The organism is Streptomyces sp. SID5785 (assembly GCF_009870065.1).
GTDB lineage: Bacteria > Actinomycetota > Actinomycetes > Streptomycetales > Streptomycetaceae > Streptomyces.
Genome location: NZ_WWIA01000943.1, coordinates 1 through 1,564 on the forward strand (window position 1 = coordinate 1; position 1,564 = coordinate 1,564).

Annotated in this window: 2 protein-coding genes; both read right to left on the reverse strand. The window is 78.2% G+C overall.

The features are described 5' to 3' along the window. A partial coding sequence (locus GTW43_RS30845; RefSeq protein ID WP_161305280.1) for a class I adenylate-forming enzyme family protein occupies nucleotides 1-642 on the reverse strand: 642 nt, incomplete at its 3' end. 33 nt (nucleotides 643-675) lie between these two features. Then, a partial coding sequence (locus tag GTW43_RS30850; RefSeq protein ID WP_161305281.1) for an FtsX-like permease family protein occupies nucleotides 676-1,564 on the reverse strand: 889 nt, incomplete at its 5' end.

Sequence of the window (1,564 nt, forward strand, 5' to 3'; positions counted from 1 at the left end):
GCCCTTGGGGCGGCCGGTGGTGCCGGAGGTGTAGAGGATCGTCGCGTCCTGCTCCGGGTGGACCTCGATGTCCGGGGGCCCGAGGTGCGGGTCACCGGGCGGCAGGTCCGCGTACCGCTCGACCCGCTCCCCCGCGACCGGGCGCCCCTCCTCGTGGCAGACGAGCGTCCACGGCCGCTCGCGCGCCGCGGCGAGCCACGGCGCGATCCGCTCGTAGCCCTCGCCGTCGACGACGAGGACGCCCGGGCGGCAGTCGTCGAGGGCGTACGCGCACTCGTCCGCCGTCCACCACGTGTTCAGTGGGACGGCGACGAGACCGGCCAACTGCGCGGCCCAGAAGGCGATCTGCCACTCCGGGTGGTTGCGCAGCGCGACGACGGCCCGGTCGCCCGGCCGCAGACCGTAGCCGTCGACCGGGTCGAGGAAGCGGCGGGCGAGCGCCGACGCGGCGGCGAAGAACTCGCCGTACGTCAGCCGCCCGTCCTGCGTGATCAGGAACGGGGTGTCGCCGTACGCCCAGGTCGTCTCGGCGAACTCCCGCAGGGTGCGCGGTCCTTCGGCGTACGCGAGACGTCCGTCCGCGCCGCGCTCGACGGCGAAGGGGGCGCCCGGAGCGGTGAGCAGCGCGTCCAGGGAATCCATCACCGGACGGTACGGCCGCGCCCCCGGCGCACGTCAAGACATGTGCGCGCGCCACCCGTGCGCACCGCCCCGCAGTGCCGGGCCGCAGCGCGCCGCGACGACCGCCGACCCGACGGCGACCGCGGCGCAGGCGGCGAGAGTGAGCGTGAGCGCGGCCCAGGGGACGGCCGGTGGGGCCGGGACGCCGAGCCGGGCCAGGGCGAGGCCCATGCCCAGCAGGTTCGCGCCGGTGACCAGCAGCCCGAGCAGACCGCCCGCGACGGCGACCGCGAGCGCCTCCCACGCGACGACGCGCAGCACCTGCGCGCGGGTCGCGCCCGCGAGGCGCAGGACCGCGAGGTCGCGGACCCGGTCGGCGGTGGCGGTCACCGTCGTGCTCGCGATCGAGAGGCCGGTGTAGAGCAGCGCGATGCCGAGGACGAGGAACAGGCCGAGGCGGGTGGTGCGGCTGGTGCCGGGCGCCGTCGCCGCCAGCCACCGCTCGCGCGTCTCGACCCGTGCGCCGGAGCCGTCCACGGCGGCCCGCAGCCCGGCCGCGACGGCCGCCCGCGAGGCGCCGGGCGCGACCGTGACGTCGGCCCGGTCCACGGGGGCGCCTGCGCCGTTGCGCGGGGTGACGTACGCGTCGTTGTCCCCGGTGCCGGTGCGCAGGACCGCGGCGATGCGCAGGGTGACCCGGGTGCCGTCGCCGCGCCGGAGGGTGACCTGCTGCCCGACCCGGTGGCGCTGCCACTCCTCGGTGACGACGACCGAGCGGTCGTCGAGTCCGGCGAGCCGGCCGGCCGCGACCGGCGGCCGGGCGGTGCGGGCGAGCGCCCCCGGCTCGACGGCGCGGGCGGCGGTGGCGACGAGCGCGGACCCGCCGTCCTCCGGCACGTACAGCGTCGTCGCCGCGGACGCCGACACCGTCGCGCCCGGCACC